Annotated in this window: 17 protein-coding genes; 9 read left to right on the top strand and 8 right to left on the bottom strand. The window is 74.5% G+C overall.

Going from position 1 to position 24,614, the window contains the following annotated elements; all coding sequences use genetic code 11:
- Positions 1-53: 53 nt before the first annotated feature.
- The 3 genes from WMF31_RS33935 to WMF31_RS33925 all read right to left on the bottom strand — a co-directional run bounded on the left by WMF31_RS33935 (position 54) and on the right by WMF31_RS33925 (position 5,247).
- Complete coding sequence (locus WMF31_RS33935; RefSeq protein ID WP_129344985.1) at positions 54-479, bottom strand: bactofilin family protein; 426 nt, start codon at positions 477-479, stop codon at positions 54-56.
- A gap of 411 nt (positions 480-890) precedes the next feature.
- On the bottom strand, positions 891-1,667 hold the full coding sequence (locus WMF31_RS33930; RefSeq protein ID WP_436605922.1) for a hypothetical protein: 777 nt from the start codon (positions 1,665-1,667) through the stop codon (positions 891-893).
- A gap of 262 nt (positions 1,668-1,929) precedes the next feature.
- Positions 1,930-5,247, bottom strand: coding sequence for a VWA domain-containing protein (locus WMF31_RS33925; RefSeq protein ID WP_436605921.1), 3,318 nt, complete (start codon positions 5,245-5,247; stop codon positions 1,930-1,932).
- 255 nt (positions 5,248-5,502) lie between these two features.
- On the opposite strand from WMF31_RS33925, the gene WMF31_RS33920 reads away from it, so the two are divergent.
- The 3 genes from WMF31_RS33920 (at position 5,503) to WMF31_RS33910 (ending at position 8,642) form a co-directional block, all read left to right on the top strand.
- Positions 5,503-6,714, top strand: a complete 1,212-nt coding sequence (locus WMF31_RS33920) for a serine/threonine-protein kinase (RefSeq protein WP_436605920.1) — start codon at positions 5,503-5,505, stop codon at positions 6,712-6,714.
- Between the two features lie 224 nt (positions 6,715-6,938).
- Entirely contained in the window at positions 6,939-8,030 is a 1,092-nt protein-coding gene (locus WMF31_RS33915) for a poly(ethylene terephthalate) hydrolase family protein (RefSeq protein WP_436605919.1), read from the top strand.
- Positions 8,031-8,366: 336 nt separating this feature from the next.
- A complete protein-coding gene (locus WMF31_RS33910; protein WP_436605918.1) occupies positions 8,367-8,642 on the top strand; it encodes a hypothetical protein in 276 nt (91 codons plus the stop codon).
- A 78-nt stretch (positions 8,643-8,720) separates the two neighbouring features.
- Here the strand turns inward: WMF31_RS33910 and WMF31_RS33905 are convergent, their stop codons facing one another.
- The 3 genes from WMF31_RS33905 to WMF31_RS33895 form a co-directional block, all read right to left on the bottom strand.
- Complete coding sequence (locus tag WMF31_RS33905; protein WP_436605917.1) at positions 8,721-9,329, bottom strand: Uma2 family endonuclease; 609 nt, start codon at positions 9,327-9,329, stop codon at positions 8,721-8,723.
- A gap of 403 nt (positions 9,330-9,732) precedes the next feature.
- Complete coding sequence (locus WMF31_RS33900; RefSeq protein ID WP_436605916.1) at positions 9,733-11,763, bottom strand: VWA domain-containing protein; 2,031 nt, start codon at positions 11,761-11,763, stop codon at positions 9,733-9,735.
- A 1-nt stretch (position 11,764) separates the two neighbouring features.
- Positions 11,765-12,652, bottom strand: a complete 888-nt coding sequence (locus WMF31_RS33895) for a DUF58 domain-containing protein (RefSeq protein WP_436605915.1) — start codon at positions 12,650-12,652, stop codon at positions 11,765-11,767.
- Between the two features lie 265 nt (positions 12,653-12,917).
- Here WMF31_RS33895 and WMF31_RS33890 point away from each other — a divergent pair, with 265 nt between their 5' ends.
- The 4 genes from WMF31_RS33890 to WMF31_RS33875 all read left to right on the top strand — a co-directional run bounded on the left by WMF31_RS33890 (position 12,918) and on the right by WMF31_RS33875 (position 17,923).
- Complete coding sequence (locus tag WMF31_RS33890; RefSeq protein ID WP_436605914.1) at positions 12,918-14,498, top strand: hypothetical protein; 1,581 nt, start codon at positions 12,918-12,920, stop codon at positions 14,496-14,498.
- 11 nt (positions 14,499-14,509) lie between these two features.
- Positions 14,510-16,072, top strand: coding sequence for a vWA domain-containing protein (locus WMF31_RS33885; protein WP_436605913.1), 1,563 nt, complete (start codon positions 14,510-14,512; stop codon positions 16,070-16,072).
- A 77-nt stretch (positions 16,073-16,149) separates the two neighbouring features.
- Positions 16,150-17,007 carry a hypothetical protein gene (locus WMF31_RS33880; RefSeq protein WP_436605912.1) on the top strand — a complete coding sequence of 286 codons (858 nt, stop codon included), beginning with the start codon at positions 16,150-16,152 and terminating at the stop codon, positions 17,005-17,007.
- A gap of 16 nt (positions 17,008-17,023) precedes the next feature.
- A complete protein-coding gene (locus tag WMF31_RS33875) occupies positions 17,024-17,923 on the top strand; it encodes a hypothetical protein (protein WP_436605911.1) in 900 nt (299 codons plus the stop codon).
- Positions 17,924-18,090: 167 nt separating this feature from the next.
- On the opposite strand, the gene WMF31_RS33870 is transcribed toward WMF31_RS33875, so the two are convergent.
- On the bottom strand, positions 18,091-19,575 hold the full coding sequence (locus WMF31_RS33870; protein ID WP_436605910.1) for a WD40/YVTN/BNR-like repeat-containing protein: 1,485 nt from the start codon (positions 19,573-19,575) through the stop codon (positions 18,091-18,093).
- Positions 19,576-19,697: 122 nt separating this feature from the next.
- On the opposite strand from WMF31_RS33870, the gene WMF31_RS33865 reads away from it, so the two are divergent.
- Together WMF31_RS33865 and WMF31_RS33860 are read left to right on the top strand one after the other, a co-directional pair.
- Entirely contained in the window at positions 19,698-22,424 is a 2,727-nt protein-coding gene (locus WMF31_RS33865; RefSeq protein ID WP_436605909.1) for a hypothetical protein, read from the top strand.
- Positions 22,425-22,467: 43 nt separating this feature from the next.
- Positions 22,468-23,319 carry a hypothetical protein gene (locus WMF31_RS33860; protein WP_436605908.1) on the top strand — a complete coding sequence of 284 codons (852 nt, stop codon included), beginning with the start codon at positions 22,468-22,470 and terminating at the stop codon, positions 23,317-23,319.
- A gap of 312 nt (positions 23,320-23,631) precedes the next feature.
- Here WMF31_RS33860 and WMF31_RS33855 read toward each other — a convergent pair whose 3' ends face one another.
- Complete coding sequence (locus tag WMF31_RS33855) at positions 23,632-24,552, bottom strand: transposase (protein ID WP_436605907.1); 921 nt, start codon at positions 24,550-24,552, stop codon at positions 23,632-23,634.
- Between the last annotated feature and the right edge of the window lie 62 nt (positions 24,553-24,614).

The following is a 24,614-nucleotide window of genomic DNA, read 5'->3' as shown; positions in this document are numbered from 1 at the left end:
TTCGTGCTCCTCGTCGCGCCGTCTCGGCGCGATTCTTCGTCCGTCAACGCGCGCTACCGCCCCGCCGGTTCACGACGGGGGCCCTGCGCGCGCGCGCCCGTCCGCTCGGAGAGCTCGACCGGGAGGTCGAACTCCACCTCGATGCGCCCGGCGAACGTCGCGCCTTCCTCGAGAACCACCTCGCTGCCGCCGATGTCCCCGGCGAACTGCGCGGTCGCCCGGATGGTGACGGGGCCGCGCGAGGTCACGTCTCCCGTGAGCTGTCCGGCGACGACGAGCGAGCTCGCCTCGACGTCGCCGGTGACCGACGCGCCGTCCTCGATCTCGAGGTCGCCGGTCAGCTGGATGTCCCCTTCGACGCTGCCCTCGACGCGGAGCGAGCCGTCGCCGTGGACCCGCCCGCGGATGCGGGCGCCCCGGCCGATGAGCGAATCGGTAGCCTCCGACGTGCTGCGCGTGGTTGTCGAGCCTCGGGCCATTCTCGTCTCCAGTGCGCGTGGGGCGGCGTGAGCCGGGGCGCGCACCAGAGGCCCGGCTCGTCCGCTGGAGCGAAGCGAGCGACATCGCCCGGCCCCGCGGCGGCGCGGACGCTACTCCAACGCGCTCGGCCTCGCAACCCGCGGGCGGGCTGCTCGCTTCGGGGGCTGCCTGTGGGGTCGATGGAGCGCGGCCTCGGTCTCGGTGCAGCGCGACCTCGGTGGAGCGCGGCCTCGGTGGACCGCGGCCTCGGTGAGTCGCAGGGGAGCCCGCGGGGGGAGGGGGGCGCGCGGGGGGCGTCGGCATCGGCATCGCGCAGGTGCGGCCGCGCCTCGGGCTCCCGCCCGGGCACCCGGCGGAGCTCGCCACGGTTCTAACGTGGTCGCGGACATGGCCCCGCGATGAGCGGGAGCTCAGTGCTCCCCGAAGGGCCTGCTGAACCAGACGTTCGCGATCGAGCCGAGCCGCTCGGCGACGAGCGCCGCCGTCGCCGTGTCTCCCGGCAGCACGAAGACACGGAAGCCGGCGATCGAGGCATCGGGCGCCCATGCGTGCAACGCCGAGCCAACCGCCGGCTCTTTCCTGAGCGCCTCGAGCGCTTGCTGCGCGAGCTCCCTCTGCTTCCGCGTGTGACAGCCGGGACGCAGCTCGACCGGGACGCGCCTTGGAACCGGGATCTGGGCCTGGATCGATGCCCAATCCTGGAAGTCCGGCTCGAAGACGACGACGAGCGACCGCCGCTTCCGCTCGGGCACCACCCCGATGAACGACGGGTGCTTCGAGAGCAGGTCGTGCAGCGGCTGGTAGTCGGTCACGCGGAGCTCTGGCCATGCCACCTCGCCGACCGGGCTCGTGCTGCCGGGCGCCTGAACCTCCGGCTCGCAGTATGGCTGCAGGTTCACGCCGACCGCGTGGCCCTCGGTGATCCTGTGCTGCGCGCGCTGGATCGCCTCGAGGGTGACCGGGCTGAAGGCCGCTCGATCCGCGGCGGGAGGGACATCGCTCGTTCGACTTGCCGCCGGGGCGGCCTCCGGCCTCGAGGACGACGTCGAGGCCGGGGCTCCCTGTGGCTTCGCGCCGGTGGTCGCTGCATCGCCGCCGCTCCCCGGTGTACGGGCATTGCATCCGGCCACGAGGAGGAGGGAAGCGGCGAGCGGTCGGGCCGCGGCGAGGCTCCAGTCAAGACGCATCGGTGACTCCCGCCGAGCCCAGAAGCCCAGCCCGACGCTCGAGGGGGGGCAACCCGGCCGCTGCAAGGCTCGCTGCAAGCGTTGCAGCGGCGACTCGGACGCCGAGTCGGCGATTTCAACGCTTGAAAGGCCAACTCGGCGCGCGAGTGGGCACCCTCAAGGCTTGAAGGCGCCCGCTGGAATCCTCGGAGCCCCCTCGCGAGCCTTGAAAGTGCTCGCTCGATTTTCGAGTGAGCGCTTTCACGCATTGAAAGCATCCATCTCACAGGCGCCCGCGGCGCCGCGCCAGGATCTTCTCCGCGGCGGTGAGCGGCCGCTCCTCCGCCGCAGGCGCCAGCGCCTCCGGGACCGCCGGTCCGCGTGCGCCGCGAGGAACCGACCCAGGTTGAGGTCCGGCGGCCGACCCAGGTTGAGGAACCGACCCAGGTTGAGGTCCGGCGGCCGACCCAGGTTGAGGTCCGCCGGCGGCCGACCCAGGTTGAGGTCCGCCGGCGGCCGACCCAGGTTGAGGTCCGCCGGCGGCCGACCCAGGTTGAGGTCCGGCGGCCGACCCGGGTTGGGGTCCGCCGGCGGCCGACCCAGGTTGCGCCCTCCCAGGTTGCGTCCGCCACGGTCCTCCCGCCTCCCCGGCACCGCGTGACGGCTGTCCCTCTCGCTCCGCGCGCCCCCGCTGCCGCGCCGAGAGCAGCGCCCCCACGGTCGCCCCCGTGGCCGCCGGCTCCGCCGTGGCGCCGGCGCCTCGCCGCCTCGCGCGCAGCCGCTCGCCGGCCCGCGCGCCCCACGCGAGCGCCGCTTCCGGCAGCGCGAGCCGCCGCGCCGCCACGGCGAGCAGCAACCCGAGCGCGGCCACGAGCACCAGCGGCGGCGTCGCGTCCCGGTACGCGAAGCGCCTCGTGCCCCGGTCCTCGAAGATGCCCGCGAGCGTGTCGCGCCGCTTGCCCCCGGTGAACTCCGCGATCCGCCCGAGCAGCGACACGTCGCTGCCCGTCGGGCGCAACTCCTCGCCCGCCGTCATCACCGCGCCCGTGGTCCCGACGGCCTCCCCGGTCAGCTCGTCGCGGGCCACCGCGATGTAGGTCCCCGGCCGCGACAGCGGCAGCGCCGCCGTGTACGCGCCCGCGCCCGTCGCCTCCAGCGGGAGCTCGCGCGAGAAGCCGCCCGGCCCCGCGACGTGCACCACCAGCCGGCGGAACGACTGCGCCCGCCCGTCGTCGCCGACCACGCTCGCCCGCACCGACAGCTCGCCGCCCGACGCGGTCGCGTCGAGCCGCACCCGCGGATCCTCGGCCTTGCGCGCCACGTCGCGCGCGGCCTGCGCGATCATCCGCGCCGCGCCCGGCCAGCGGGTCCACGCCGCCCCCCAGCGATCCTTGAGATCGCTCGTGAACGCCGCGGCCCGGCCGAGCCCCGCGGGCCACACCGCGAGGATCGGATCCCCCTCGGGCCCGGACAGCAGCACCGTCGCCCGGCCCTTCGGCAGCGTCACCACGTAGCCCGCGAGCGGCGGCGCCTCCCCGAACGGAATGCCGGCCGTGATCGACGAGGGCGCGCCCGGCGCGACGCGGAACGGCTCCTCCACGATCGCGCTCCTCGCCGCGAGGATCGTCTCCTGCGTGAACACCGCGGGCAGCCGCGTGGCGTCCTCGACCAGGTAGAAGCGGCCGCCGCCGAGGCGCGACAGCACCTCGAGCTCCGGCACGTCGCTGCCCTGGCCCAGCGCGACCACGCTCGTCGTGATGCCGCGGCGCCTCGCCGCCTCCACCATCGCGCGGCTGGACCCCATGTTCTCCGCGTCCGACCCGTCCGCGAAGAGCAGCACGTGCTTCAGGTTCACGGCCTCGCGGTCGAGCGCCCCGTAGGCCGCCGCGAGCGTGATGTCGACGAAGATGCCGCCGCCGCCCGGGCCCACGGCGCGGATCGCCCGGTCGATCGCGGCCTTGTCCGTGACCGGCCCGAGCGGCACGCTCCACTTCACCACGGTGTCGACGTGCGCGACGCCGAGCCGATCCCCGGGCCCGAGCAGCGACGCCGACCGGGCGGCGGCCTCGTTGGCGAGCTCGAGCTTCGTGTGGGCGCCGGCGCTCGCCGCCATCGAGCCGGAGATGTCGATGCCGATCACCTCCGCGAGGCTCGCCCGCCGGCGCTCCTGCTTCAGATCGAACGAGACGGGGGAGACCTCCTCGAGCGGCGTCCGCGCGTAGCCGCCCGGCCCCATGCTCCGGTCGCCGCCCATCAGGACGAGCCCGCCGCCGAGGTCGCGGACGTAGCTCGCGAGCGCGTCGATCTGGCCGGGCGACAGGTCGGACGCGCGGATGTCGCTGAGCACGACCACGTCGTAGCCGGCGAGCCCCCCGAGATCGGCGGGGACGCGGCCCAGGTCCCCCTCGTCCACCCGGAACGCGCCGTCCGCGAGCGCCCGCGCGACGAACGCGCCCTGGCCCGCGTCGCCCTCCAGCACGAGCGCGGCGGCGGGGCCGCGGACGCGGAGGAACGCGCTCCCGGCGTTGTCCTCCGCGGCCCCGTCGAGCGCCGGATCCTTCGCGGTGATCTCGACGTCGTAGCGGTGCAGCCCCGGCCCCGGCGCCTCCTCGCGGATGCGCAGCACGTCCTCGCCCGCCGCGATCGAGGCGTCGGCGCGGGCGATGAGCTCACCGTCGCGGCGGAGGCGGATCTCGATCTCGGCCGGGGCCGGCGACGAGGTGACGAGCCGCAGATCGAGCGCCTCGCCCTCGTCCGCCCGCGCGGGCGCGCGGAGGGCGACCACGCGGACGTCGGGGACGAGCCGCTGCTCCAGCGGGAGCACGTCGATGGGGAGGCCGGCCGCGACCGCGGCCGCGGCCGCGGCCATCGTGTCGCCGCGGGTCGGCACGCCGTCGGTGAGCAGCACCACGCGCGCCGCGGAGTCCGACGGCACCTCGGCGAGCGCGCGCCGGATGCCCGCAGCGAGGTCGGTCCCGTCGCGGCCGAGCGCGACCCGCTGCGGGGCGGGGAGCTGCGAGCGCGGGCGCGGAGGATCCTCGGTCGCGGCGCCGGCGGCGAACACGATCGTGGCGATCCGGTCGTCCTCGCGCATGCCGAGCTCGGCCACCGAGAGCTCGTGCGCGATCCGCTCGTCGGCGCTCGGCACGAGGTCGATCGAGCGGCTGCGATCGATCGCGAGCAGGACGGTGAGCCGGTCGAGCGGCCTGCCGAGCTCCGGCCCCGCGACGGCCATGGCGGCGGCGAACCCGGCGAGGGGCGTGAGGAGATCCCGGAGCCGCGCGCGCCACGGGCCCTGCCGGTGGGCGTGCGGCGCGGCGCGCGCGAGCGCGAGGTACCGGAGCGCGATGAACGACGTGGCGCCCAGGGCGAGCAGGGTGCCCCAGGGGCGCGCGAGGCGGAGGTAGACGTCCTCCAGCAGCCCGCACCAGACGAGGCCGACGTGGAGGGCGGGGAGCGCGCCGGCCACCATCCAGGCGAGCAGGATCGGGCGGCGCGCCGCGCCGCGCCGGAGGGCGACGCGGAGCAGCGCGGCGAAGGCGAGGGCGCCGGCCAGCGTGACGGCGCAGGGCAGGGCGCGCAGCACGGCCGCCGGGATCAAGGAGGCCTCCGTTCGGTCCGCATGCGATGGCCCCGGAGTAAATCATTTTGCGGCGCCCGCGGATGCCGCTTCGGTGCGCTGTGGCCGAGTGCCCCATCGGGGCAGCCGTGCGGCGTGTCCGTCGGCCTCACGGGCGTCTCGCGCGGCATTTCCGCCTCTCCGGGGGGATTCCAGGTTTCTCCAGGATGGCACGCTGTCTGCTTGAGCGCGATCACGGCGCGGCGAGGCCGCGCGGCACCGAGGGCAGGAGAGATCATGTCGCGCATCGAGACCACGGACGCCTGGAGCAGCACGGACGACAGCGCATGGGACCTCGGCGAGGCGTCGTTCGAGCCCGCGTGCGGCGCGCACCACCAGGCCGGGGATCTTGTCGCGGGCCGGTACCGGCTGCTCCACAAGATCGGCGAGGGGTCGATGGGCGCGGTCTGGGGCGCGACGAGCGTGATGACGAAGTCAGCGGTCGCGCTCAAGCTCATGCGCCCCGAGCTCCGGTCCGCGGAGCTCGGGGATTACTTCCTGCGCGAGGCGCGCGCCGCGGGCCGGCTGGATCATGCGGGGATCGTGCGGATGCTCGACGCCGGGCAGACCGAGGGCGGCGACCCGTACCTGGTCATGGAGCTCCTCGAGGGCGAGTCGCTGCGGAGCGCGCTCGCGCGCGAGGGGGCGATGGCGCCCGAGCGGGCGGTCGCGCTGCTCCTCCCGGTCGCGGGCGCGATGCACGCCGCCCACGAGGCGGGGGTCATCCACCGCGATCTCAAGCCGGACAACGTGATGCTGGTCCGCCGCGAGGGCGGCGCGCTCCAGCCGAAGGTCGTCGATTTCGGCGTCGCGAAGATCGTCGCCGAGCAGGACGAGGAGCAGGCGTCGGGGGACTTCGAGGTCTTCGGGACCCCGGACTACATGCCGCCGGAGCAGGTGCTCGCCCTCCCGACCGTCGACCGCCGCGCCGACATCTGGTCGTTCTGCGCGATGCTCTACGAGGCGCTCTCGGGCCGCCCGCCGTTCTCGTCGAGGAACGCGCTCGACGGCCTGCGGGCCGTCCTGCAGGACGCGGTGCCGTCGCTGGTCGACGCGCGCGGCCTCGACGCGGACCTCTGGGCGATCGTGGAGCGCGGCCTGCGCAAGGAGCCGTCGTCGCGCTGGTCGAGCCTGCGCGAGCTCGGCGAGGCGCTCGCGGCGTGGCTCTGCTCGCGGGGCGTCCGGGAGGACGCGCGCGGCGCGCCGCTCCAGGGGGAGTGGCCGCCGCGGCATCGGCGCGGCAGGCCTGCGCCGCAATGCGTCGATGTGGCTGGCGTCGGTGACGCGAGCATGCGGCTCGAAGGCGCGGTCACGCCGCGCCACCAGCGCTGTTCCCGCCAGACGCGGACCTCGCGCCCGCCGACGATCGCCGCGCGCCAGTTTGTGATTGACGTGAGTTATGTGAACGTTCACAATCTGCATTACAGACATTCCAGTGCCGTGCCCTGAAAGGCCGTCATGGGCACCGGGTCCTGCGCTCTCATGCGCGTTCACCTTGACGGGCGCGCCATGGCTCCAGACGAGGCGCACGCAGGGGGAAAGGAGCAGCTGCTTGGCTGACATCAGGGCGCGCTCCAACGCAGAACGCCTGGCAACCATCTGTCTGCCAATTTCGCCATCGTCGGCCTGAAGCGAGCGCTTCGCGCCGGCGTGACGCGACCAAGTGAGGCCTCATGCACGATCAAAAGAAGGCCGTCAGGCGCTTCAATGTCTTCTGCTTGCTCTCGAGCGTCGCGCTGCTTTCGTGCGGCGAAAATGGCGGCGACGCGGCACAAGCTGCCGGTGCGGGCAGCTCGGGCGTGTCAGCCACCAGCGGGGCATCGACCAGCGTAACCGCTGGGGTAACCGCTGGGTCGGGTGGCGCTGCCAGTGGCAGTGGCGGGGCCGACATCAGCGACGGTGGAATGGGCGGAGCAGGCGCGGGCGGAGCAGGCGCGGGCGGAGCAGGCGCGGGCGGAGCAGGCGTGGGCGGAGCAGGTGACGGCGGCGATGCAGCGGGGGGGGCCGGTGGCTCGCCGCTCCCGCCGATCACGGATTATTCTGCGGAGGGGCCGTTCGCGACGACCGTGGAGCGGAGCTCGGGGCCCAGCGGAAACCACACGATATTCAGGCCTGAACGCCTCGGTGAGGACGGTTTCTTGCACGCGCCGATCATCTTTGGACCCGGGATCAATACGCAGGTGACCAGCTACACGGCTCTCCTGACGAACTTCGCTTCTCACGGTTTCGTGGTGGTAGGAGCCAATCTCCTCACCGGCGGTCCCAACGACCAGAACAATCGCGCGGCCATGCTGGAGGGGCTCGACTGGATCATCGAGCAAAACAGCAAGGCGGGCAGCGCCTACCAGGGCAAGATCGACGTGGAGCGCGCCGTTTCCATGGGCTACTCGGTCGGCGGTACCGCCGCCGTGGAGATCGGCGGTCATGAGGCCGTGGCCACCGTCGTCTCGATCCATGGCCACATCGCGACGGCGGCCCTGCACGGGCCCATGCTGCAGACCAGCGGAACGCAGGACACGATCGGGCTGCCGATGCAGCAAAAAACCTACGACATGTCCCAGACCCAGACGTTCCTGGCGACGGTCATGGGCGCGGATCATGGGTACATCACGCGCGACGTGGGAGGCGTCCAACGGCCAGCGATCGTGGCTTGGCTTCGTTACTGGATCTACAACGACACCGGTGGAAAGCACTATTTCTATGGCGATGATTGCGTGATGTGCACCTCGCCCTGGGTGAATCCCCAGCGCAAAAACTGGGAATGATCTCGCGTTGAGGGGGCCAGAGCGCCCGCGCCCGCCCCCTCCGCGCTCCCGGTCCGCTTCCTCCAAACGTTCAGCCGACTCTCCTCATTGTATCACCCTTGCGGGTTGGATCGCGATTTCGTGCGCCCCCGCCGAGTCCGACCTCAACAACGACGGCAGCGGCGGAACGACGGCGACCGGTTCCGACCGTGGCGCGAGCAGCAGCGGCGGTGCGACCTCTGGCGGCGCCACCGTGGCTGGGACCGGCGGTGGCGACAGCGTCGGGAGTGGCCGGGATGAGCCGACCGGCGGCGGCGGTGCTGGCACGGGGGGCGCGATGGGCTCTGGAGGCACTCGATGGTCGCCCCGAAGGGCACGGTCGAGCCGATCATCGTGGCGCTGGGCGCTCTCGATCCTGCTCGGCGCGGACTTCCCCGCTGCCTGCTCGCGCTCGTGCCCGGCGCCTCCCTGCCGGGCCAGCTCAGGAACGGGCTCGCCGAGCTCGGCTCGCGCGCGCTGCGGCGCGTCTGGCCGGGCGCGTACCCCTCGCCGCGCGCGGACGTCGAGCGTGTCGCGGCGCACGCCCAGCGCGTCGCGCCCGCCGTGAGCTCGCTGCCCGGCGGCTCCGGCTGAGCGGCTCCGGCTGAGCGGCTCCGGCCGATCCGCGAGCGTCAGAGCGCGCTGCTCATGCTGCCGATGCTTTCGAGTCCATCACGACTCACGGAGTCCTTGCTCCGCCTCCGTCGCGGCCTGGGCGAGCGGATCTCGGTAAACCTCGTCGACCGACAGGGGGCACCCGATCGCCTCCAGGTGCGCTCCTGCTCCGGCGCGGGCCTCCCGGAGCGTCCACGAGCCATCCTCGTTGCGGCGGAACACCTCGATGTGCGGTTCGTGCTGCGAGACGAGCACGTACTCCCGAAGCGAGGGGATCCGCCGGTAGTGCGCGAACTTCTCCCCCCGGTCGTACGCCTCCGAGCTGTCGGAGAGGACCTCGACCAGGACGATCGGGTTGAGCGCGGCTTCCTTGTCGTCCGGATCGCGCTCGAGCTTGCCGCAAACCACGCTGACGTCGGGGTACGTGGCGAGCCCGGTCGCCTGCACCCGGACGCGCAGGTCGGAGGCGTAGACCGCGCAGGGGCGCCCGCGGAGATGCGCCCGGAGCTCGGCGCCGACGCTCATGCAGAGGCGCGCGTGCTCCGGTGTTCCGCCGGCCATCGCGAAGATCTCGCCGTTCAGGAACTCGTGCTTCGTCGGGCTCGCCCGCTCCTGCTCGAGATACTCGGCGTACGTCCAGGTAACCTTGCGCGCCGGCTCGTTCATGGCCCAGCCGAGTATGCCACGCGGGCTCCTCCAGGGGCCAACGGCGCCCGCGAGCCTCTTCCGACCGGCGGTTCGTCACGCAGGCCCCGGGCCAGCACACTTCGGCTGCGTGGTCCGCTGTCCCAGGGGGCCCGGGCGTGAGCGCCGGGGTGGGGGTGTGCGCGGCAGCGCGCGGGGGGCGCGGTGGAGCACCGAACGAGGTGCCATGAGGTCTCAGCGGGCACCACGTCTCAGGCGCGCCTCGTGTGGCGCGCGACGAAACGTCTCGGAAGGCATGGCCCGAAGTGAGACATGCCGGGCGGTGGTTCAAGCAGGCACTCCGGCCCCCGTCTTGGCGGATCGCCGAGCGCCCCCCGCGCGCTGCCGCGCACACCCCCACCCCGGCGCGTGCTCCCGCCTGGGCCTAGGCCACAGGCCGATCGGGCCCCCGCAGCGACCGCGGCGCGCGCGTGAAATACCAGACGTCGACGACCACGAACGCGAGCGCCGCCAGCGCCAGCAGCCATGTCCACTCGGTGTGCGCGTCCGGCTGCTCCGCGGCGCTGGAGACGGCGACCTCCCCGCCCTCGGCCGCGAGCGGCCGCGGCGCAAGATCGCTCTCGGCGGCGCTCGTCAGGTTGGCCGGCACCACGACCGACCCGGCCTGCGGCCCCTGCCAGGCGAGCCGGTAGAACCCCGCGCGCGGCGTCTCGGCGATCACCGCGACGCCGGCGCGCAGCGCCACGTCGAGCCGCTCGCCGGCGGGGCCCGTGGCCTCGAGGTCCCGCGCCGTCCCCGGGACGCTCACGCGCAGCGGCTCGCCGGTGCGCGCGGGCCCCGTGATGCCGTGGGCGCGGTGGGCGCGCGCCTGCTCCAGCAGGTTGCGCATGAAGAGCACGAACGACGCCTTGAGCGGCCAGTCGCTCTCGCCGACGTCGAAGCCGAGCAGCGTGCCCGTCCGCGACGCGGTGGAGATGTCGGTCGCGATCGTGCCCTCCTGGGCGCGGATGAGCGCCTGCGTCGCGGACTCCGGCGTGAGCGACGAGGCCGCGCGCACGAGCACGCCGTCGAGGGTGAGGAAGCGCAGGCGCGGATCGGCCGTGTCCCACGACGTGAGGGCCGGGCGCTCGAGCGCCGGCCCCACGAGCGTGCCGAAGCAGCGGCCGCGCGGCGGGTTCACGATGAGCAGGTCGCCGCCCGGCGGCGCGGGCGGGCAGGCGCCGTCGATCACCACGAACGTGTCCGGATCGAGCGCGGGGGCGGCCAGCAGCTCCGCGAGCGTGCCCGAGGTGACCGACGTCATCGGGTCCGACGCGAGCGCCCGCTCGAGCCAGGCGGCGCCCCCGGACGCCGCGGCCCGCGCGCCGCCCGGATCCTTGCCCGCGGACGCCAGGAACACCGGGAGCCTGTCCCCGGCCGGCACGCGGCCGTACGCGACGTCGTCGACCGGCAGCGCGTCGCGCGGGGAGAGCTCGAAGAGGAGCCCCTTGCGGTAGTCGCCGGGCGACGGCCGGAACGTGAGCACGACCGGCAGCCGCTCGCCGGGCTTCACCAGCACCCGCCGCGAGGCGAGCACGTCCGACGCGTTGTCCTGCCGCATCGTCACGTAGAGATCGCGCGGCTGCGCCCCGAAGTTCGCGACCACGAGGAACGCCTGCACCTCCTCGCGGCCCTCGGCGCCGCCGCCCGCCGCGCCCACGGGCGCGCTCCCCGAGCGCACATCGACGCGCACGATGGCCGCGTTGTCCGCGGGATCGCCGACGGTGACGACCTCGAGCGGGAGCGACACACCGCGCAGCGCGGCGGGCCGGGCGAGGTTACCGTCGGTGATCACGACGATGCGGCGGCTGCCGCCGAGCTGCCGGAGCCGGTCGACCGCGAGCGCGATCGCGGCCCCGAGATCGCCCTCGACGTCGCGCGCGGCGACGGCGTCGATGGCGGCCCTGAGCCGGACGGGATCGCGATCGAGCGGCGCGACGAGGCGCGCGTCGCGGCCGGCCTCGAGGACGAGCGCGTCGCTGCCCGGGGTGAGGCCGGCGAGCAGGTCCCGGGCGACCTGCCTGGCGAGCTCGATGCGCGTGGTCGCCTCGCCGGACGGCGCCCGCGCGGCGGCGGACATCGAGGCGCTCGCGTCGATGACGATCGCCACGTGATCGCCGGTGAGCGCGCGCCCGCGCGAGGCGGGGCGGGCGAGGGCGAGGGCGAGGAGCGCGAGCGCGAGCGCCTGCAGGACGAGCGGTAGCTGGGCGATGAGCTTCCTGAACGGCGCGCGCGCCATGAGGTCGCGCTGCGCGGCGGCCCAGAGCCAGGTGGAGGGGACGCGGCGGCGGGTCCGCCGGATCTTGAGGATGTAGAGGAGGACGAGCGGGCCGAGCAGCGCGAGCAGCCACAGGCCGGCGGGGGCGAGCAAGGTGAGCGGCGAGCCTGCGGAGGCCTGGGCGAGCGGGGCGGCCACGTCAGTCGACGCTCCTCGCGACGAGGCGGCGGACGGCGCCCTCGAGCGGCTCGTCGCTCCGCGCCCGCACGTACGTGGCGCCGTGGCGGCGGGCCCAGGCGCGCAGCGCCTCGCAGAGGGCGGCGAAGCGCGCCGCGTACGCCTCGAGGGCCGCGGCGTCCATCGTGACGTCGACGACCGCCCCGGTCTCGGCGTCCTCCAGCGTGAGGTCCCCCTCGAAGCCCGGCGCGACCTCCTCGGCGGCGACGACCTGGACGAGGGCGACGTCGTGCCCGGCCTGCGCCGCGCGCCCGAGCGCGGCGGTGACCGGGCCGGGGTCGAAGAAATCCGAGAGGACGCAGAGCAGGCCCGGCCGGGGGCTCTGCCGCACGACGGCGTCGATGGCCCTGCCGAGGTGGGTCCCGCCGGCCGCCCGGACGGCGTCGAGGGCGCGCAGCAGCGCGGCGAGCCCGGGGCGCCCGCGCACGGGCGCGTGCTCGCGGGCGATGCCGTCGCCCGCCACGAAGAGCTGCGCGCGCTCGGAGCGCGCGAGCGCCATGTAGCCGATCGCCGCCGCGAGCCGCCGGGCGGCGTCGAGCTTCGTCGGCTCCCCGAAGTCGAGCGAGGCCGACGCGTCGCACACGATCCGGGCGATGACGTCCTCCTCCGCGCGGAACAGCTTGAGCACCGGCTCGCCGGTGCGCGCGTACGCGGCCCAGTCGATGCGCCGCATGTCGTCGCCGGGGGCGTAGGCCCGGTGCTCCTTGAACTCCGCCGAGCCGCCGCGCCGCCGCGCGAGGTGCTCCCCGATGCCGCCGGAGCGGGCGCGGATCTCGAGCCGTCGCTGCAGGACCTCGAGCTCGCGGACGAAGCTCGCGCCGAGGAGCGGCTCGCGGGGGGAGGCGGACATGGGAGGTGAGGAGGAGTAGACCGCGTTGCGGGCGGAGGTGCCAGCGGACGCTGCCACCGCGAGGCGGGCGCCGGGCGCCGATAACGCGCAGACCGGGCTGCCTGACACCGGCGTCAGGGGCGCGCCGCTGGGCTCGGCGTGAACACCGCGAAAACGCGGACCTCCCATCAGGGCATGTCGCTTGCCCTGGCGCGGTCTCCTGCAGGCTGCTCGCTTGCTTGGCGGCCCGTGTCTGGGCCCCTCGACGCACGGAGGGACAGCTCTGATGACCCGAGATCTGCGCTCGATTCGATCGCTCGTTCACCCCCTGTGGCTGGGCGCCCTGGCCCTCCTCGTCCTCAACGATCACGCCCTCAAGGGCTCCGGCCTGCTCCCCGGCTGGATGACCGGGAAGCTCAGCGATCTCGCCGGCCTCCTGGTCGCGCCCGCGGTCCTCGCGGCGCTGCTCCGCGTCTCCTCGCGCCGCGGCTTCCTCGGCGCGCACGTGGCCACCGGCGCCGTCTTCGCGGCGATCAAGGTCGCTCCGGAGGCCGCCCGCGCGGTCGAGGGGGTCATGGCCCTCACGCCGCTCCCGTGGCGCATCACCGTCGATCCGACGGACCTCCTCGCGCTGCCGATGCTCTTCGTCTCCTACCGCGTGCTCGGCGGCGCAGCGCGGCGGCCCGATCCCGCGCAGGCGCCGACGCGGACGCCGATCGCGCCCCGGCTCGCGCTGATGGCGGGCAGCCTCGCGTGCGTGGCCACGAGCTACGAGCCGGTCCCGTGCGACGGGGCCGAGGGGTGCGTGCCGCCGGCGCCGCAGGAGCTCGCGTCGCTCGTGATCGGCAACATGACGGACGACGTGCAGCTCGTCCGCGTGCGCCGGCTGCGGGATCCGGTGCGGGCCGACTGCGGCGTCGTGCTCGCGGATCCGACGGGCGCCCTCTCGCGCGATCTGTTCGCGAACGCCGAGACCTGGCTCGTCGAGCCGGGCCGCGCGCTCCCGCTGCAGAACGACGGGTGCGACGCCTACCTGGTCGACGCCGACGGGCTGCCGCTCACCTTGCTCGCGTGGTCCGCGGCGGAGTTTCCGATGCGGCCCCTCGTCACGTCGACGGCGGGCGCGGCGCCGGAGACCCTGATCGCGCTGCAGCGCGCCGGGTCGAGGCTCGAGCTCGCCGAGCACCCGGCGGTGTTCCCGGCGCCGCCCGCCGAGCCGCCGCCGCCCGCGGGCGCGTGCACCGTCGCCGTCGAGGGGGGCAGGCTCGACTGGACCACGCCCACGTGGGCGACCTCGGCGATCGCCAGCGTGACGTCGTCTCCGGACGGGTGCCACGCGATCACGCCGGAGCGGGGCGAGCCCTTCTATCTCTGCGTGCCCGCCGGGGCGATGCCGTTCCGCGCCGGCGACGTCATCTCCGTGCGCGCCATCGAGCTCAAGGGCTGGACGTCCTTCCCGGAGGTGCCGCCGGGCGAGGTGGCGTCCGTGCGCGGCCTCTACGTCGAGAGCGAGGCGGCCGCGGTCCTCGCGGTGCGGGGCAACGCGCTCGCCCGCTGGTCGATGGCCACCGCCGACCCGCGCGCGCCCGACTTCTCGGCCGACGTCTCGCCGCTCGCGGGCTGCGATGGGTTCCACGACGCGTGCGGCAGCCTCGTCGCGCCGCTCGAGGCGTCGCTGCTCGGCGAGGGCGTCTCCGGGATCGTCTCGCTGCGCGCCGGCGAGCGGGCGGAGCTCGCCGAGGGCGCCGGCGTGCTCCACCTCGTGCGCGCCGAGGACATGCCCGTCCGCGACGCCGAGTGCTTCACCGCGCCCCTCGATCAATCCCGCTCGCTGGAGTCTGTCTTGGTCGCCGTCGCGGCGCCGTAGGAGGTCACGCCATGAAGCATCGAATCAACGTCCACCTGGCGCTCGGCGCCGTCCTCGCGCTCGGCGTGGCCGGCTGCGCCTCCGACGACACCCGCGTGAGCGCCGGCGCCGTGGAGCCCGGGCCGGGCAGCGTCGGTGTCTCGCAGGGGGGAGCGCAGGACTTCGGCCTGTTCCGTCAGATCCTGGAGGACGGCTCGATCCCCGGCCCGGACGCGCTCGACGACGTCGGCTTCTTCGCCGAGCACAAGCTCGACTACCCGGCCGCGGACTGCGGCGAGGACGTGTGCATGCACGGGCTGCTCGGGATCATGGGCAACATGATCAGCGGCTCGCCCTGCACGCTCATCCAGATCGGGATGACCTCGCCGGTCGACCTCGGCGCGCTGGAGCGGCCGCCGCTGCACCTCGTCGTCGCGGTCGACACGAGCGGGTCGATGCAGGGCGACCCGATCACCTACCTCAAGGCGGGGCTCGTCGAGATGATCGGCGCGCTCGAGCCGGACGATCGGATCTCGCTCGTCCGCTACGCGGAGCGCGCCGAGGTCGTGCTCGAGATGGCCGAGGCCTCGGACGCGGCGGCGCTCACGCGGGCATTCGAGGGGCTCGCGTCGGGCGGGGCGACCAACCTGTACGACGGGCTGTTCACCGCGTTCGCGGTCGCCGAGCGGCACCTCGATCCGGAGCGGCAGAACCGGGTGATCTTCCTGTCCGACGGTGTGGCCACCGCCGGGCTCACCTCCCCGGCGCGGATCGAGGCGCTCGCCCGGGGCTATGCGGAGAAGGGGATCGGCGTCACCGCCGTCGGGGTCGGCGGCGAGTTCGACGTGGCGCTGATGCGCGGGCTCAGCGAGATCGGCGCGGGCAACTTCTACTTCCTGGAGGACCCGAGGGCGGTGCAGGAGGTCTTCACGGAGGAGGTGAAGACGTTCCTCGTGCCCTTGGCGCTCGACGTCGATCTCGACATCGCCGTGGGCGACGGCTACGTCGTGCGCGGCGCCTACGGCACGAACGGCTTCCGGGCCCGCGAGGGCGGCGGCGCCGTGCACATCCCGAGCCTCTTCCTCGCCGGTCGGACCAGCGCGGAGGAGCCCGTCGAGGGCGGCCGGCGCGGCGGCGGCGGCGCGATCCTGCTGGAGCTCGTGCCGCGCGCCGACCAGCGCGGGGTCGAGGATCCGCGCGCCGTGGGCAGCCTCGGGCTGTCGTGGAAGCACCCGCTCACGGGCGAGGCGCGCTCGCAGCGGATCGACATCGAGGCGCCGAGCGCGCCCGACGCGCCGCCCGAGGCCGGCTACTTCTCCGGCGACACGGTCGAGAAGGGGTTCGTGATGCTGAACCTGTTCGCGGGCTTTGAGCTCGCCGCCCAGCTCGCGGCGGACGCCGATCCCCGCACCGCGCGCCGCACGCTCGAGGCGCTGCGCCCGAACGTGGAGGCGTGGCTCGAGGAGCATCCGGATCCCGACATCGAGGACGACCTGCGCTACGTCGACCTGTTCATCCGGAACCTCATCGCCGCGGAGGCGGACGTGCAGCCCTACACGCCGGCGGATCCGCCGAACCCCTGGCCTGCCGACTGAGCGCCGGCGGCGCTTCCCCAGGGCGACGCCCCTGGGTACGATCTTCTGTTTCTGTCCGTCGAGAAGGAGAATTCTTCATGCGAAGAGCCATGTTTCTTGGGGTTTCGGCCGTCGCCGTCTGCCTGACGGCCGCCCTCCCGGCGAGCGCGGGTGTCGAGGCGTGCGGCAACATCCGGTTCGAGGGGCTGTCGAACTGCGAAGTGCGGCTCACGGCCGAGTGCTCCGCGGGGTGCAGCGAGCTCGGGATCTACAAGACGGCGTGCGCCACGAAGCTCGTGCCGGTCTGCAAGACGAGCTGCACCCTCTCGGCGGACGCGACCTGCACGGACCAGTGCACCGCGCAGTGCACGTCGGATTGCGATCGAGGCATCAACGTCATCTGCTCCCACAACTGCTTCGTCGAGTGCACCGCCGGCCGGGAGGCCGGGTGCTCCGACGCGGCGGACGTCGCGCAGTGCGCCGCGACGTGGGACGCGAACTGCGACAGCGAGTGCGACGCCCAGTGCGTGACGGTGGATGGAGGCTGCTACCAGCACTGCATCGAGTGCTGCGGAGGCTCCTGCACGGCCGAGGCGAACATGGACTGCCAGACCACCTGCCAGGACGAGGAGTTCGAGCAATGCGAGCACGACCTCCGCGTGAAGTGCGACGCGTCCTGCAGCGGCGACGGCGCGCTCTTCTGCGATGGGAAGTACATCCTCTCCGGCTCCGAGATCCCGGCGTGCGTGAACGCGCTGCTCGAGCGGGGTATCTCGGTGGAGGCCGAGGCGCAGGTCAGCATCGGTCCAGAGGGCATCGACGGGAGCCTCTCCGGCGGGATGTGCGCCTACGGCCCGGGGAGCAGGGCCGCCCTCGCGGCGCCGTTCGCGGCGGTCGCCGCGGCGGCAGGGTGGCTCGCGCGGCGCCGCAGGCGTCCGTCGCGCGCGTCGCGCTGAGTGGCGGCAGGTGATCGTGCGGTCGACCTCGATGGCGCTGCTCGCCCTGCTCGTCCTGGGCTCCGCGGGGTGCGCGGACGATGGCGCCGACGCGCTCGTGGTGGTCGGCCTCACGACGGACATGGCGGTCGGCTTCGATATCGACGAGATCGAGATAACCACGGAGGTGGCTGGCGTCGTGACGCGCCGAGAGCGCCTCTCGTATGGTGGGGGCGGTCTGGCGCTCCCGGCGGAGCTCGTGGTCGGGCCGGCGCATGACGGCGCAGCGGTCGAGCTGTCCGTCGCGGCGTTCCGCGACGGCGAGGCGTTGCCCATCGTGACGCGAGCGGCGGCGACCCGCGCGGTCAGCGGGCGGAGGCTGCTCCTGCCTGTGCCGCTCGACGAGGCGTGCGTCGCGGTCCCCTGCGCGGGGGGCGCGACCTGCGCGGAGGGGGCGTGCGTCGACCCGTTCATCGCCCCGTCTGCCCTCGCCGGCCACGATCCGATGTGGACCGTGACGGCGAGGGATGCGTGCAAGACGCCCGATTCGGGGGCGCCGGCGGTCATGATCGGGCAGGGGGAAAGCGGGTTTGCACCGCTGGAGGATGGCGAGGTGGTGTCGATCGAGGCGGGCCCTCAAGGGGGCCATCACGTGTGGCTCGCGCTGCGCGTGACAGGCCTTCGCCAGATGGGCTCGCGCCTCCGGGTGGGGGGCCACTACCCCGAGCTCGGAGTCGAGCTGCTCCCCTTCTCCGCGCACATCACGCTGCACAGGGCAGGACAGGGCCTGTGCGAGATCCACGGCGTGCGCTTTCAGGTGGACCGGGGCCTCCTGGTCGAGACCGTCCGGGGGCGAGCGCTCGACATCGACATCGCCGTGGAGGACCCGAACGGCGACGTCGCGACCGCTGCGCGGCGGGTCGTCATCTCGCCCTGACGAGGATCCGCCGAGGATTCCGCCGCCCCCGGATCCGCCGACCCGGGTTGGGATCCGCCCAGGTTGGGTTCCGCCGCACCCCCCCGCCGCACCCAGGTTGGGTTCCGCTGCCCCGTCCGCCGCACCCAGGTTGGGATCCGCCCCGCCGCACCCAGGTTGGGTTCCGCTCAGGTTGGGTTCCGCTCGCTCCGCCGCACCCAGGTTGGGTTCCGCTGCCGTCGCCCGACCGCGGCCGCCGCCAGCGCCGCGACGGCGAGGGCACCGGCCCTGCCATCGCCCGAGCCGCCGGTGCGGCAGCCGCAGCCTCCGTCGCCCGGCCGCGGTGCGCTGCCCGACGGCTCGGGCGCTCCGCTCGATCCGCCAGTGCTCGCCACGCCTCCTCCCCCGCTCGCCGCCGTCGCTCCACCGGTCCCGGCGGGGCCGCTCGTGCCGGCGCTGGGGTCGCTCCCGCCGCCCGGGGGACCGGCGTCCGGCGTGCAGTCTTTGTGGCCGGTCAGCAGCGCGATGCGTGGCCAGTCCGGCGGACAGAGCTCCCCGGCCGGCGTGCCCGCCGCGCACGCGAGCGGGCCGCGCAGGCACGGCTGGCGCAGCAACGGCTCGAACGTCGCGCCGCCGTCGACCGAACGGCCGATCGTGAAGCCGTCCAGGAACTCCGTCGCGCACGCGTGGAGGCCCGCCTCCGTCCAGGCGAAGCAGCGCGGCGCCACGCTCGAGACCTTCTCGAACTCGAGCGTGGACGAGGGCGCGCGCCACACGCCGTCGATGTCGCTGCCCACCGCCACCGTCGCGCCGTCCGGCGAGATCGCGAATGCGCGCGCGAAGCCCTGCGTCTCGAACACGGGCGCGAACGTCGCGCCGCCGTCGGTCGAGACGAGCAGCGACCCCGGCGCGCCCGCGAGCCGCACGTAGAGCACGCCGGCATCGAAGGGATCGATCCCCGCGATGTACGGAGCGCGCGCGGTCGTGCTCCCCGGGACCGTCGCGGTCTCCCACGTCTCTCCGCCGTCGAGCGACCGCGCGAGCGCGCCCTGGACCGTTGCGCCTGCGCTCACGAGGCCGCTCACGTACACGCGCTGCGGTTCCGAGGGGGCGATGTCGACCGTGCGCACCTGAAAACCCGGCGGCATCGGCGCCCCCGCCCTCGCCCAGCTCGCGCCGCCGTCGCGCGACTCCCAGAGCCTCGGGCTGACGCCGCCCGCCACCGCGACCACGTGCGACGGGTCGCCTTGCCGGATCGAGAGATCGATCACCTCCTGCCCGGCGAGCTCCGCGGCGCCCGCCCAGCCGCAGCCGCCCTCGGTGCCGACCGCGATCCCGTTGCTCAGGGCGGCGAGCACCCTGCCGCCCGCCGCCATCGCGATCGGCGGATACACGCCGTTCGTGTCGTCGTACCCGACCGCGCGCTCGCAGATCCAGTGCCAGCTCGCGCCCCCGTCCCGCGTGGTGAGCAGCCCGTACGTCATCCGGGCAACGGCGCGCGCAGGATCCGACGGGTCGAACACGATCTGGTCCGCAGCCGGGAAGACGCCGTTGGCGGCGGCAGGGGAGGGCAGCGCCGCGAGCGTGGAGGTGACCACCACGGCCGTGGCCAGCGCGGCGCTGCGCCGCGGGCGAGCGCGCGGCGAGCGCACAGGCAAGGGGGAGGACGGCATCAGGGGACGCATCCTACGCCCGCGACGCGCGTCCAGAACGGGCGTCCCACCGTGCGCCGCCGGAGCGCGCCACCCGGCAGAGAAGCGCCCACGCGCGCCGCTCGCCCGCTACACTCGCCGCAATGCCGGAGCGCATCGTCGTCTCCTTTCGAGGAACCGCGGCCCTGTCGCAGCCGGACAGCACGGACGCGATCACCACACGGCCCCGCCGCGGCGCGTACGCGGCGGCGCCGCGCCGCAGGGGCGCGGCGTGCGACGCGAGCAGGGCGGCGTGCGACGCGAGCAGGGCGGTGCGCGGCGACGAGAGCTACCTCGCCAGGGCGCTCGCGCTGAAGAAGCGCGCCGAGGCGCTCGGCGCCACCCTGTGCGCCTGGAGCGCGCAGACCTTCTCCTTCGAGTTCGCCCCCGACGACATCGAGGAGGCCGTGCTGCTCTCCGCGCTGGCCGCGGAGGACGCGACCGTGCCCTCCGATGCGCGCTTCGCAGCCGGCATCGCGCAGGGGGACATGACGTACGTCGGCGAGGCGGGGCGCTTCTCCGCGCTCTCTTGGGGACAGCCGCTGCTCGTCGCCGTCATGCTGGCCCGCATCGCGCTCCCCGGCGACGTGCTCCTCGATCCCGCGCTCCCCGCCGTGCTCTCGGGCGAGCTCATGACCCTCGGGATCCACCGCGGCATCGACGGATCGCGCAGGGTGCGCGGGCTGCGCCTCGACGCGCAGCAGCCGCTGCGCAGGCAGGTGCTCGAGAGCGTGGCGCGCCTGTGTACGCCGGCGCTGATCGGCCGGGACAGCGAGCTCGCGGAGCTCTCCGTGCCGCCCGGCTCCCTCGCGATCGTCCGCGCCGAGACGGGCGCCGGCGGCTCGCGGCTCCTCCGTGAGCTGCTCCGGCACCTCGCGCCGTCGCGCGGCCTCTTCGTCTCGCCGATCGGGGCCTCGCGCGAGCCGCTCGGCGCGCTCCGGCGCGCCTTCGCGCGCGCCGTACCCCGCGCGGACCGGCGCGGCGGCCGCGCGCCCTCGCTCCCGGACCGGCTGCGGCCCGCGCTCGCGCGGCTCCTCGCCGGCGAGGGCGTCGAGCCGTGGACCGCGGCCAAGCTGCTCGCCTCGTGGCTCGCGCCGTCGGACGGCCGCTTCGACCTGCTCGCCGTCGACGATGCCGGTGAGGTCGACGCCGCGAGCCTCGACGCGATCGCGATCGCGATGGGCATGGACGCCGGCTTCCGCGCGGTGGTCCGGCTCGGGCGCTCCGAGCCGCTCCCCGCGCCGCTCACCGCGATCACCACCGCCTCGGCGCTCACGCTGGGGCCGCTCTCCGCGGCGAGCGCCCAGGAGCTCGTCCGCCGCCTCCTCGACGGCTGCATGGACGAGGCGGGCGCGCGGAGGTGGGCCGCGCGCGCCCCGGCCTTCCCGCTGGCGCTGCGCGAGCTGATCTGCGAGGGCCTCGAGGGCGGCGCGCTGCGCTGGATCGGCAGGAGCGTGGGGACGCGCCGGCGCAGCGCCGGGCGGGGCGCGCCCGCGCGGACCATGACCGGGGCCGAGCTCGCGGCGCCGCCCGCGGCCGGCCCGATCGTCGGCCGCCTGCGCTTCCTCTCGGTCGGCCACCGCACGGTCCTCACCGCGCTCGCGACGCTCGGGGGCGACGCGTCCGACGCGGCGATCGACGCCCTGTGCGCCGGCACCGGCGCCCCGACGGTCGCGGCGATCGAGGCGGCGCTGCTCGGCGCCGGCTGGGCGTTCCGCCCCGAGCCGGGGTGGCTGAAGCTCACGTCGCGCACGCTGCGCGACGTCCTGCTCGCGTCCGTCCCGCCGGGCGAGCGCGCCGCGTGGCACCTCGCGGCGGCGCGCGTGGTCGAGGACCACGCGGGCGCGCTCGGGCTCGCGGACGCCGCGTGGCACGCCGCGCAGGCGGGCGACCGGCGCGCCGCGGCCGATCTCGCCGCGCGCGCGGCCCGCGCCGCGAGCGATGCGCTGCTCGAGCCCTCGGCGGCCGAGCTGCTCGCGTTCGCCGACGAGCAGGAGACCTCGCGGGGACCCCTGTCGAACGACGGGGAGGCGGACAGCAGCTCGAGCCAGCCGCCCACCTACCGTACGCCCATCGAGGTGGTCGGCGACGCGATCGAGCCGCAGCGCGCGCCGCCTGCCCGGGAGCACCCCGGGTCCGGTGCGGCCCGCGAGGAGGCGGAGAGCTCCGCGCGTTTTCGGGGCGCTGCGCTCCCGGAGGGGGCAGGTGACGGCGCGCCGGGGGCGACGCGATCGAACGGGCTGCGGGCCGCGGGCGCAGGCGCGGACGAGGCGCCCGAAGATCTCGCCGATCTGACGCTCCCAGAGGAGCGGACCGCCGCGCTCGGCGCCCCGGGAGATCCGCTCGCGAAGACCTCGGAGTCGCCCGTCCTGTCGATGAACGACGTCGCCGCTCGCCTCGCCGAGCTGGCCAGGCAAGCGCTCGTGCAGGGGGATCTCCGCACGCTGGAGCGGCTCGTGGGCGAGCTCCACCGCATCGGCGAGCACCCCGCGCTGGTGGAGCGCATGGGCGGCCTGATCTCGCTCGGGCGCGGCGCGAAGGAGGATGCGCTCCGGCGCTTCCGGCGCGCCGCGGAGGCGGACGCGCCGCCCATGCAGCGGGCGCGGTCGCTGCTCGCCCACGGCGTCGCGCTGGCCGCCGCGGGGCGCGCGGAGGGAGCCCTCCTCGAGGCGCTGAGCGCCCTCGCGCGTGCCCGCGAGGCCGAGGACCGCCGCGGCGAGCAGGCGTGCGCGCAGTTCCTGGCGCGGCTCGCGGCCGCCACGGGCCATCACGAGGCGGCCCGCACCTGGGCGCAGGTGGCGCGCCTCGCCGCCGCGGCGCCCCCTCCGTGACAGCGCATTGACAGCCTCGCCGCGGCTGTCCATACCCGCGGCCATGTCGTCTCGAGAGCCCTCTGGCGAGCCGAGATCGCGTCCGAGCGAGCCGGCGTCCGAGCCGGGAAGCGGGGGGGGTCGCGCTGCGCCGGGGGCCAGTCAGGGCCGCGCCGCGCGCTGGGGCGTCAGGGCGCGCGCCGTCGTCGTGCTCCTCGCGCTCGCGCTCTCGCTCTCGCTCGGCGCGGTCGCCGCCGTCGCGTTCCAGCGTTACGTGTCGGTGCACCTGCGAGCGCCACCCAAGGTCCCGACCTGTGTCCGCGGGGCGCGGGTCGCGTTGCGCAAGCCGGTCGAGGTGTCCGGCTCGGAGCCGCGGCAGACGGCGGCGGGCGAGACGGTCTATCTCACGCCCGGGGAAGACCGCGCCGTCGCGTGCGCGTTCCAGCTCGACGAGGCGCTCTCGCGTCGCCTCGCCGGGGCGCTGGCAGAGCACGATCCTGACCAGCGCGCGGCTCGGCTGCTCGAGGTCGTGCGCGATCACGTCCCGGCGGAGCCGGCGCACGATCGCGTGGCCGTCGCGGCGTACATGATGGCGTCGGCAGCCCTGCGCGCGTTGCCCGCGGAGGTGCCCGAGGTTCGCGCCGCGTCAGAGTCGCTCGAGCTGGTCCACGCCTGTCGCTTCCGCACGCGGCGCCCTTGCCCGACGCGCCCCTCTCTGCCCGCGCTCGTGTGGCTCGCCGGCATCCCGGCGGCGCTGAGCTGGCTCGCGCTCCTCGGGATCGGCCTCGCGGCGAGCGCGGCGCGGTATCGGAGGCGCGACCCGACCCGGGATGACCCGACCCGGGTTGACCCGTCCCAGGTTGGGGGTCGCAACCCGACCCGGGTTGACCCGGCGGCGCGATCCGATCCGGGTTGAAACAACCCGACCCGAGTTGGATCCTCGATCCGGGTTGCGACCTACGACCCGGGTTGCGCATCGACTGGTTCGTCTATCCGCACAACCGGCCGCGTCCGAGCTGGCAGAGCCCATCGCCCCCTGCCGTAGACGCCGCTGCGCGTGCGCCCGACACCGCATGGCGCATGAGAATCCGCCCGCGCAGCGTCATGCGAACGAACTGCCGCCCACTCCGCCTCCTCGAAGAGATAGACGTTTCCCACGACGACGCGTCGATGTTCCCGCCCGCTCCTGACCGCCTCGCCTTCTCGCTTTATCGAGCCCGCGCAGTCACTACGTCGTGAGCACGGCGTCGGTCACGCAGGCGCCGTGAAACGTGTGCATCCACCACGTCCCCGCAGGAAATACAGCGCTGCGTACGCCGGCACGCCACCGTTCGAGCGCCGCGCGGTACGATGCGCGAAACGCACGCACAGCGGCTGCAGCGATCCGCCTCGCGCTGCCCTGCTCACGCCCGACCGCGAACGTCGGATTGCGGTCGCGCAGCGATTCGAAGCTCGTGGCACGCTCGTAAGGGGAGATCTTGCTGGCTCGCTCGGCGCCCAGAACATGGAGCCCCTGCCGCTGCATCTCCGCATGTGCCTGCGCCTCCTGTCGCTCGAGCTCGGCCGCGACGTCACGGCGGAAGCTCTCTGCGCTGTCCCGCTCGACGGCGGGCGGCAACGCGAGCGGGAGCGCCACTTCTTCCGGCCACTGTGGGTTTTCCGGGTCGAGGTACACCGTGGGACGCACGGCGCGCAGCACACCGTGGCCAAGCTCGCCCACATCCACCTTGGCGCCCGGCCACTCACGTGCATGCTGGACCAGGCCAGCGGCCACAGGGTTCGCGAGGACGTACGCGATCTTTTCGACCACGGCCGCGCGCGTCAGGAGCCGTACCACGCTTGTGGCCTCGTGGTCCCATACCGGCCCCTCCCACTGGCGGAGCACCTTCGTCCCGAGCGCGACGATGCGATGGAAAAATTGCAAGAAGCGCGGCAGGACGCCCTGCGTATCGGTCACGATGACATGCAGATGGGATGACATCGCGCACAGCGCATGGACCTCGATGCCGTAGCGGCGGGTCGACACGGCGAGCGCGTAGATCAGGAGCTGGGTGATGGCCGCATCTGGGCGGAAGAGCAGATGCCGGCGCAGGACGCGGCGGGTGATCAGGTAGGTGGCGCCGGCTGCAATCTCGCGGGGCTGGCTCATGGCCGGCGAACACTGACAAATGCCGTGCCGGGGCTCAGGGGGAATTATTTCAAGGACTTGCC

The sequence above is a fragment of the Sorangium sp. So ce1036 genome (genome assembly GCF_051369805.1).
In the GTDB taxonomy this organism is placed as follows: Bacteria; Myxococcota_A; Polyangia; order Polyangiales; family Polyangiaceae; genus Sorangium; species Sorangium cellulosum_F.
Note: the sequence above shows the minus strand (reverse complement) of the source record. Positions and strands in the feature narration are given on the sequence as shown.

Bases quoted from the DNA above. Each gene is read 5' to 3' on its own strand.
- WMF31_RS33895 (WP_436605915.1), bottom strand. From the start codon at position 12,652: ATGTCCGCCTCCCCCCGCGAGCCGCTCCTCGGCGCGAGCTTCGTCCGC.
- WMF31_RS33905 (WP_436605917.1), bottom strand. From the start codon at position 9,329: ATGAACGAGCCGGCGCGCAAGGTTACCTGGACGTACGCCGAGTATCTC.
- WMF31_RS33855 (WP_436605907.1), bottom strand. From the start codon at position 24,552: ATGAGCCAGCCCCGCGAGATTGCAGCCGGCGCCACCTACCTGATCACC.
- WMF31_RS33880 (WP_436605912.1), top strand. From the start codon at position 16,150: ATGCGAAGAGCCATGTTTCTTGGGGTTTCGGCCGTCGCCGTCTGCCTG.
- WMF31_RS33860 (WP_436605908.1), top strand. From the start codon at position 22,468: ATGTCGTCTCGAGAGCCCTCTGGCGAGCCGAGATCGCGTCCGAGCGAG.
- WMF31_RS33935 (WP_129344985.1), bottom strand. From the start codon at position 479: ATGGCCCGAGGCTCGACAACCACGCGCAGCACGTCGGAGGCTACCGAT.
- WMF31_RS33920 (WP_436605920.1), top strand. From the start codon at position 5,503: ATGTCGCGCATCGAGACCACGGACGCCTGGAGCAGCACGGACGACAGC.
- WMF31_RS33865 (WP_436605909.1), top strand. From the start codon at position 19,698: ATGCCGGAGCGCATCGTCGTCTCCTTTCGAGGAACCGCGGCCCTGTCG.
- WMF31_RS33890 (WP_436605914.1), top strand. From the start codon at position 12,918: ATGACCCGAGATCTGCGCTCGATTCGATCGCTCGTTCACCCCCTGTGG.
- WMF31_RS33910 (WP_436605918.1), top strand. From the start codon at position 8,367: ATGGTCGCCCCGAAGGGCACGGTCGAGCCGATCATCGTGGCGCTGGGC.
- WMF31_RS33915 (WP_436605919.1), top strand. From the start codon at position 6,939: ATGCACGATCAAAAGAAGGCCGTCAGGCGCTTCAATGTCTTCTGCTTG.
- WMF31_RS33930 (WP_436605922.1), bottom strand. From the start codon at position 1,667: ATGCGTCTTGACTGGAGCCTCGCCGCGGCCCGACCGCTCGCCGCTTCC.
- WMF31_RS33885 (WP_436605913.1), top strand. From the start codon at position 14,510: ATGAAGCATCGAATCAACGTCCACCTGGCGCTCGGCGCCGTCCTCGCG.
- WMF31_RS33870 (WP_436605910.1), bottom strand. From the start codon at position 19,575: ATGCCGTCCTCCCCCTTGCCTGTGCGCTCGCCGCGCGCTCGCCCGCGG.